Raw genomic sequence first — 7954 nt, forward strand, 5'->3', positions numbered from 1 at the left:
TGCAAGGGGGGCTCATGAGACGAAGAGCGAGAGCGATCCTCGCCACGAGCGCGCTCCTGCTGGGCGGGGCGGGCTACGCGCCCGCCGCCCACGCGGCGGGCGACGCGTCCTCCGATCCGGCCGCGGACGCCGTGAAGGTGTTCCGCGCCGAGGTCACCGAGGAGCAGGTACCCCTGCTCCTGGCGGCCGGGCAGGACGCCCACGAACTGAGCGAGCAGGTGCCCGCGAAGGGCGGGGCGACCGTCGAGGTCTACCTGACGGACCGGCAGGCCGAGCGCCTGGAGGACAAGGGCGTCGACCTCACCGAGCGGAAGCTCACGGCGCGGGCCGAGAAGCGGGTGAGGGCCGCGGGCGACGGCGTGTTCCGCCCGTACGGCGGGCCCGGCGGCCTCCGTGAGGAGATCATGGAGACGGCGCAGGCCCACCCGGACCTCACCAAGGTGGTCTCCATCGGAAAGACCGTCCGCGGGCAGGACATCCTCGCGCTCAAGCTCACCAAGGGCGCCAGGAAGAGCGAGGACGGCTCCAAGCCCTCCGTGCTGTACATGTCCAACCAGCACGCCCGCGAGTGGATCACGCCCGAGATGACGCGGCGGCTGCTCCACCACTACCTGGACAACTACTCCGAGGACCGGCGGATCAAGCGCGTCGTCGACTCCACCGAGCTGTGGTTCGTCCTCTCCGCCAACCCCGACGGCTACGACCACACCCACGCCTCCCCGGACAACCGCCAGTGGCGCAAGAACCTCCGGGACGTCAACGGCGACGGCGTGATCGGCACCGGCGACGGCGTCGACCTCAACCGCAACTTCGCCTACAAGTGGGGCTACGACGACGAGGGCTCGTCCCCGAACCCCGCCGGTGAGACCTACCGCGGCGCGTCCCCCGGCTCCGAGCCGGAGACGAAGGCGATCGACGCCTTCGAGAAGCGCATCGGCTTCACGTACGGCATCAACTACCACTCCGCCGCCGAGCTGCTGCTGTACGGGGTGGGCTGGCAGGTGGCGACGCCGAGCCCGGACGACGTGCTCTACAAGGCGCTGGCCGGCACCCCGGAGAACTCCGCCGTCCCCGGCTACCACCCGCAGATCTCCTCCGAGCTGTACACCACCAACGGCGAGGCCGACGGACACGCCGCCAACGTCAACGGCATGGCGATGTTCACCCCGGAGATGTCGACCTGCCAGACCGCGTCGGACCTCGACCCGGACGACGCCTGGAACGCGGCCGACTGCGCCTCGGTCTTCACCTTCCCCGACGACGAGAAGCTGATCCAGCAGGAGTTCGAGAAGAACGTCCCGTTCGCGCTCTCCGTCGCCGAGACCGCCGCCCACCCCGACCGGCCGTCCTCCCCGGTCGGCATCGAGGCCCCCGACTTCACCCCGGCGCCGTTCACGACGTCGTACTCGCGCGGCGCGGACCAGGAGGTCTCCGTCGTCGCACGGAAGTCGGTGCGCGACAAGGAGCTGAAGTACCGCGTCAACGGCGGCCGGGTGCTCGACATGGCGCTCAGGCCGTGGAAGGGCGGCGAGCGGTACGGCGGCGAGGACAACCTCTACTTCGACGAGTACCGGGCGAAGGTCGAGGACGGCGCCCCGGGCGACGAGGTCGAGGTGTGGTTCACCGGTGAGACGAGGAGCGGGAAGCCCACCTCCAGCGAGCACTTCACCTACACCGTCGCCGAACGGCCGCGCGCGGACGTGCTCGTCGTCGCCGAGGAGGGCGCGGCCGCCACGCAGGCGCAGACGTACGCGGACGCGCTGAGGGCGAACGGCCGCAAGGCCGTGGTCTGGGACGTCGCCGCCCAGGGCGCCCCCGACGCGCTCGGCGTCCTCGGCCACTTCTCCACGGTCGTCCACTACACCGGCGGCTCCCGGCCGGGCCTCGCCACCCAGCTCCGGCTGCGCGCCTTCCTCAACGAGGGCGGCAAGCTGATCGAGGCCGGCGAGCAGGCGGGCGGCTCGGTCGCGATCTCCGACACCACCACCAACGACTTCAGCCAGTACTACCTGGGCGCGTACTCGCGCACGTCGACGGCGGGCGCCACCGCTTTCACCGGATCGGGCGAACTGGCGGGCGCCTCGGGTCCCCTCGGGGACGCGCCGGGCAACCCGCTGAACGCGGCCGGTGCCTACACCGTCACCTCCGACAGCCTGCCCGCCGACACCTACCCCCGGTTCACGAGCGCGGGGGCGGGCGAGTTCGCCGGGACCGTCAACCCGTACGGCCCCTACGCGGGCTCCGCCATGGCCGCCGCCGTGCACACCGACAACGCCTGGAAGCGGCTCACCCGCACCGTCGACCTCACCGGGGTCGCCGCGGGCGAGGCGCCCACCCTGCGCGCGCACCTGCTGTGGGACACCGAGCCCGGCTACGACCACGCCGTCCTGGAGGCCCGCACCGCCGGGGCCGACGACTGGACGACCCTGCCCGAGGCGGGCGGCGCCACCACCGCGGACGTCCCCGCCGAGTGCGAGGCGGGCTTCCTCCTGCGGCTGCACCCGGAGCTGAAGCGCTACCTCACCCTCGGCGACGACGGCTGCGGCAACACCGGAACGAGTGGTTCCTGGAACAGCCTCACCGGCTCCTCCAGCGGCTGGCAGCAGATGGAGTTCGACCTGAGCGCCTACGCCGGGAGGACCGTCGAGCTCTCGCTGAGCTACATCACCGACCCGGGCAGCGGCGGGCGCGGCGTCCTCGCCGACGAGGTCTCCCTCGTCACCGGCGGCACCGCGGCGGACACCGAGGGCTTCGAGACCTCCCTCGGCGCCTGGAGCGTGCCCGGACCGCCCGCGGGCAGTCCGGCCGTCCTGCGGGACTGGGCCCGCAGCGGGGAGCTGTTCTCGACCCACGCGGCCGTCACCACGCGTGACACCGTGCTGCTCGGCTTCGGCCTGGAGCACGTGGCCCGGCCGGCCGACCGGACGGCCCTGCTCGGACGGGCCCTCGCGGCCCTGCGTGACTGACACGGGGTTCCCGGGGCACGCGACCGGGGCGGCCCGTACCCCTACTCACGGGTACGGGCCGCCCCGCCGTTACGGCCCTCTCGATGTCACCCCCGGAGGCCGGGGGAGGTAGGGTCATAGGCGGTCGGGGACATCCCATACAGCTCGCCGGCATCGACGGCCGGCGTACCAACGAGGAGATCGGTTCGTGACGATCCGCGTAGGCATCAACGGCTTCGGCCGCATCGGCCGCAACTACTTCCGCGCGCTGCTGGAGCAGGGTGCAGACATCGAGGTCGTGGCTGTCAACGACCTGGGTGACACCGCGACCACCGCTCACCTGCTGAAGTACGACACCATCCTGGGCCGCCTCAAGGCCGAGGTGTCGCACACCGAGGACACCATCACGGTCGACGGCCACACCATCAAGGTGCTGTCCGAGCGCAACCCCGCCGACATCCCGTGGGGCGAGCTGGGCGTCGACATCGTGATCGAGTCCACCGGCATCTTCACCAAGAAGGAAGACGCCGAGAAGCACATCGCGGGCGGCGCGAAGAAGGTCCTCATCTCGGCCCCGGCCAAGAACGAGGACATCACCATCGTCATGGGCGTCAACCAGGACCAGTACGACCCGGCGAACCACCACGTCATCTCGAACGCCTCGTGCACCACCAACTGCGTGGCGCCGATGGCCAAGGTCCTCGACGAGAACTTCGGCATCGTCAAGGGTCTGATGACGACCGTCCACGCGTACACGAACGACCAGCGCATCCTGGACTTCCCGCACAAGGACCTGCGCCGCGCCCGTGCCGCCGCCGAGAACATCATCCCGACCACGACCGGTGCCGCCAAGGCCACCGCCCTGGTCCTGCCGCAGCTCAAGGGCAAGCTGGACGGCATCGCCATGCGCGTCCCGGTCCCCACCGGCTCCGCCACCGACCTGGTCGTCGAGCTGCAGCGCGAGGTCACCAAGGACGAGGTCAACGCCGCGTTCAAGAAGGCCTCCGAGGACGGCGCCCTCAAGGGCTTCCTCTTCTACACCGAGGACCCGATCGTGTCGTCCGACATCGTCAGCGACCCGGCCTCCTGCACCTTCGACTCCTCCATGACCATGGTCCAGGAGGGCCGGACGGTGAAGGTCCTCGGCTGGTACGACAACGAGTGGGGCTACTCCAACCGCCTCGTCGACCTCACGGTCTTCGTCGGCGAGCAGCTCTGACCCCCGGAGCAGGCACCTCGATGTGAGCACAGGGCTCGGGCAGCGCACGGCCGCGCTGTCCGAGCCCTGTCTCGCGTACCGAACCGACCGGCCCTCCGGACCGCAGAGCCCCAAGGAGTCCCCTTCATGAAGACGATCGACGAACTCCTCAGCGAAGGAGTCGACGGCAAGCGGGTCTTCGTCCGCGCCGACCTCAACGTGCCGCTCGCCGACGGCACCATCACCGACGACGGCCGCATCCGCGCCGTGCTGCCCACCGTCAAGGCCCTCGCCGACGCGGGCGCCAAGGTCGTCGTCGCCTCCCACCTGGGCCGCCCCAAGGGCGCCCCGGACCCGGCCTTCTCGCTCCGTCCCGCCGCCGCCCGCCTCGGCGAACTGCTCGGCAAGGACGTCGCGTTCGCCGAGGACACCACCGGCCCCTCCGCCCACGAGACGGTCGGCTCCCTGGCCCCCGGCGGGGTCGCGGTCGTGGAGAACCTGCGCTTCAACGCCGGCGAGACGGCCAAGGACGAGGCCGAGCGCGGCGCGTTCGCCGACGCGCTCGCGCAGCTGGCCGACGTGTACGTGGGCGACGGCTTCGGCGCCGTGCACCGCAAGCACGCCTCCGTCTTCGACCTCCCCAAGCGCCTGCCGCACTACGCGGGCCACCTGATCGCCAACGAGGTCGAGGTCCTCAAGAAGCTCACCGAGGACGTCAAGCGCCCCTACGCGGTCGTGCTCGGCGGCGCCAAGGTCTCCGACAAGCTCGCCGTCATCGACCAGCTGCTCGGCAAGGCCGACCGCCTCCTCATCGGCGGCGGCATGGCCTACACCTTCCTCAAGGCCAAGGGCCACGAGGTCGGCATCTCCCTCCTCCAGGAGGACCAGATCCCGGCCGTCAAGGAGTACATCGAGCGGGCCGAGAGGACCGGCGTGGAGCTGGTGCTCCCGGTCGACGTGCTGGTCGCGCCCGAGTTCCCGGACCTGAGGACCAAGGCCCCGGCGAACCCCACCACCGTCGCCGCGGACGCCATCCCGGCCGACCAGGAGGGTCTCGACATCGGTCCTGAGACCCGCAAGCTGTACGCATCCAAGCTCGCCGACGCCGCCACCGTCTTCTGGAACGGCCCCATGGGCGTCTTCGAGCACCCCGACTACGCCGAGGGCACCCGGGCCGTCGCCCAGGCCCTCGTCGACGCCCCGGGCTTCACCGTGGTCGGCGGCGGCGACTCCGCCGCGGCCGTCCGCACCCTGGGCTTCGACGAGAACGCGTTCGGCCACATCTCGACCGGCGGCGGCGCCTCCCTCGAATACCTCGAGGGCAAGACGCTCCCCGGTCTCGCCGCACTGGAGGACTGACCCCGATGACCACCCGCACGCCGCTGATGGCGGGCAACTGGAAGATGAACCTCAACCACCTCGAGGCCATCGCGCACGTCCAGAAGCTCGCCTTCGCGCTGGCCGACAAGGACTACGAGGCCGTCGAGGTCGCCGTCCTGCCGCCCTTCACCGACCTGCGCTCCGTGCAGACCCTGGTGGACGGCGACAAGCTGAAGATCAAGTACGGCGCCCAGGACCTCTCGGCGCACGACTCCGGGGCGTACACCGGTGAGATCTCCGGCGCGATGCTGGCCAAGCTGAAGTGCACCTACGTGGCGGTCGGCCACTCCGAGCGCCGCCAGTACCACGCCGAGACCGACGAGGTCTGCAACGCCAAGGTCAAGGCCGCCTTCAAGCACGGTCTGACGCCGATCCTGTGCGTCGGCGAGGAGCTGGAGGTCCGCGAGGCGGGCAACCACGTCACGCACACCCTCACCCAGGTCGAGGGCGGTCTGAAGGACCTCCCGGCCGAGCAGGCCGAGACCGTCGTGATCGCCTACGAGCCCGTCTGGGCCATCGGCACCGGCAAGGTCTGCGGCGCCGAGGACGCCCAGGAGGTCTGCGCCGCGATCCGCGCCAAGGTCGCCGAGCTGTACGCGCCGGAGGTGGCCGGCAAGGTCCGCATCCAGTACGGCGGCTCCGTGAAGGCCGGCAACGTCGCCGAGATCATGGCGCAGCCCGACATCGACGGCGCCCTGGTCGGCGGCGCCTCGCTCGACGCCGACGAGTTCGTGAAGATCGTCCGCTTCCGCGACCAGTGAGCCAGCGGGGCGCCCCGCGCGTCCCGCCAGCTCGCGAGTATGCGGGAACGGCGATCCGTCGTACCCTTGCGGGGTCCGGTGACAGTCCACCGGGCCCCGTCGTCCATCGAGGTCCGAGGGAACACTCGGAAAGGGAGTCCAGCCGTGGTTTTGGGGTTCTCGATCGCCCTGATCGTCTTCAGCCTGCTGCTGATGCTGCTGGTGCTGATGCACAAGGGGAAGGGCGGCGGCCTCTCCGACATGTTCGGTGGCGGCATGCAGTCGTCCGTCGGCGGCTCCTCGGTCGCCGAGCGCAACCTCGACCGCATCACCGTGGTCGTCGGACTGCTGTGGTTCGCGTGCATCGTGGTGCTCGGCATCATGATGAAGGTCAACAACTGACCGATGCCGTCGGGCCGCCGGCCGTCGTACAACCGAACATCGCGCAGGAAAGCCCCATGTACGGTACGCGCTCGCGAGCGCGGCCTATCATGGGGCTTGCGTCCACTGCAGGAGAGGGCAACTCCCGTCACTGGACGCGCGTTCGGCCTTACGTAGACTGAGGCGCTCGCAGCGAAGCCCGAGGCCGACTCGCTTCGCGGCACCATCACGCAGGGAGTAACGACCGTGGCAAGTGGCAACGCGATCCGTGGAAGCCGGGTCGGGGCGGGGCCGATGGGCGAGGCCGAGCGCGGTGAGTCCGCGCCCCGGCTGCGCATCTCCTTCTGGTGCTCCAACGGGCATGAGACGCAGCCGAGTTTCGCCAGCGACGCGCAGGTGCCCGAGACCTGGGACTGCCCGCGCTGCGGCTTTCCCGCCGGGCAGGACCGGGACAACCCGCCGGACCCGCCGCGCACCGAGCCCTACAAGACCCACCTCGCGTACGTGCGGGAGCGGCGCAGCGACGCGGACGGCGAGGCGATCCTCGCCGAGGCGCTCGCCAAACTGCGGGGCGAGATCTAGGAGTCGACATCCGGCCGGGCACCGAGAGGTGCCTGGCCGGACGTGCTTCACGCGCCCGCCCTCCGTCGGCCGAGCCGACCGCCGCGACGACCGGGCCGGCGGCTTCGGCGGCCGGTCCGGCCGTCGCGCCGCGCGGACGGCGGGCACGGTCCGGGACGTCCGACGGCCGCCTTCGCCGCGCCCGTCATCGGAACGCGCGGCTTCCGCCGTGGCCGCCTTCCTCCTGCCACCGGCCGTCATCGCGCCACCCCCGCCCTCCGGCGGACGTGTCCGTGGTGGGCCGGATGACGCCGTTGCGACCGCTCACACCGCGCCCTGATCAATTAGGTTGGGACCGGCAGCGGGACAAGGTTCGCAGGTACGTACGTGTGTACGAAAGAAGGCTGAAGTCCGAGATGAACGCAGAAGGCCGTACCCGGCTCACCCAGACGCCCGAGTGGACCGCTCTGGCGAAGCACCGCGAGGAACTCGGCGAGGTGCACCTGCGCCGGCTCTTCGACGACCACCCCGACCGCGCCACGGGGTACCGCCTCCAGGTCGGCGACCTGCACGTCGACTACTCCAAGCAGCTCGTCACCGACGAGACCCTGCGCCTGCTGCGCGAGCTGGCCGCGGCGGCCGGTGTGTTCGAGCTGCGGGACGCGATGTTCCGCGGCGAGCGCATCAACACCACCGAGGACCGGGCCGTGCTGCACACGGCGCTGCGCGCCCCGCGCGACGCCGAGGTC

The 7954-nt window shown here is 71.0% G+C and carries 7 protein-coding genes; all 7 read left to right on the top strand.

Features of this window, described 5'->3' with window-relative positions; all coding sequences use genetic code 11:
* The first annotated feature begins 14 nt into the window (after positions 1-14).
* The gene (locus tag IE271_RS03080; RefSeq protein WP_190188527.1) at positions 15-2966 is read left to right on the top strand and encodes a M14 family metallopeptidase; all 2952 of its coding nucleotides are present in this window, start codon (positions 15-17) and stop codon (positions 2964-2966) included.
* Positions 2967-3153: 187 nt separating this feature from the next.
* The gene (gene gap, locus IE271_RS03085) at positions 3154-4164 is read left to right on the top strand and encodes a type I glyceraldehyde-3-phosphate dehydrogenase (protein ID WP_190188528.1); all 1011 of its coding nucleotides are present in this window, start codon (positions 3154-3156) and stop codon (positions 4162-4164) included.
* Between the two features lie 126 nt (positions 4165-4290).
* On the top strand, positions 4291-5502 hold the full coding sequence (locus tag IE271_RS03090; RefSeq protein ID WP_190188529.1) for a phosphoglycerate kinase: 1212 nt from the start codon (positions 4291-4293) through the stop codon (positions 5500-5502).
* A 5-nt stretch (positions 5503-5507) separates the two neighbouring features.
* A complete protein-coding gene (gene tpiA / locus IE271_RS03095) occupies positions 5508-6284 on the top strand; it encodes a triose-phosphate isomerase (protein WP_190188530.1) in 777 nt (258 codons plus the stop codon).
* A 144-nt stretch (positions 6285-6428) separates the two neighbouring features.
* Positions 6429-6665, top strand: a complete 237-nt coding sequence (gene secG / locus IE271_RS03100; RefSeq protein ID WP_208026456.1) for a preprotein translocase subunit SecG — start codon at positions 6429-6431, stop codon at positions 6663-6665.
* A gap of 225 nt (positions 6666-6890) precedes the next feature.
* On the top strand, positions 6891-7226 hold the full coding sequence (locus IE271_RS03105) for an RNA polymerase-binding protein RbpA (RefSeq protein ID WP_003976875.1): 336 nt from the start codon (positions 6891-6893) through the stop codon (positions 7224-7226).
* 395 nt (positions 7227-7621) lie between these two features.
* Positions 7622-7954: phosphoglucose isomerase-related protein (locus IE271_RS03110; protein WP_506005289.1), on the top strand; the 333-nt coding region annotated here is incomplete at its 3' end.

Source organism: Streptomyces minutiscleroticus (genome assembly GCF_014650875.1).
Classification (GTDB): Bacteria; Actinomycetota; Actinomycetes; order Streptomycetales; family Streptomycetaceae; genus Streptomyces; species Streptomyces minutiscleroticus.

What these genes read in the sequence shown, in the direction of transcription:
- IE271_RS03080 (WP_190188527.1), top strand. Translation starts at nt 15, where the DNA reads ATGAGACGAAGAGCGAGAGCGATCCTCGCCACGAGCGCGCTCCTGCTG.
- IE271_RS03090 (WP_190188529.1), top strand. Translation starts at nt 4,291, where the DNA reads ATGAAGACGATCGACGAACTCCTCAGCGAAGGAGTCGACGGCAAGCGG.
- tpiA (WP_190188530.1), top strand. Translation starts at nt 5,508, where the DNA reads ATGACCACCCGCACGCCGCTGATGGCGGGCAACTGGAAGATGAACCTC.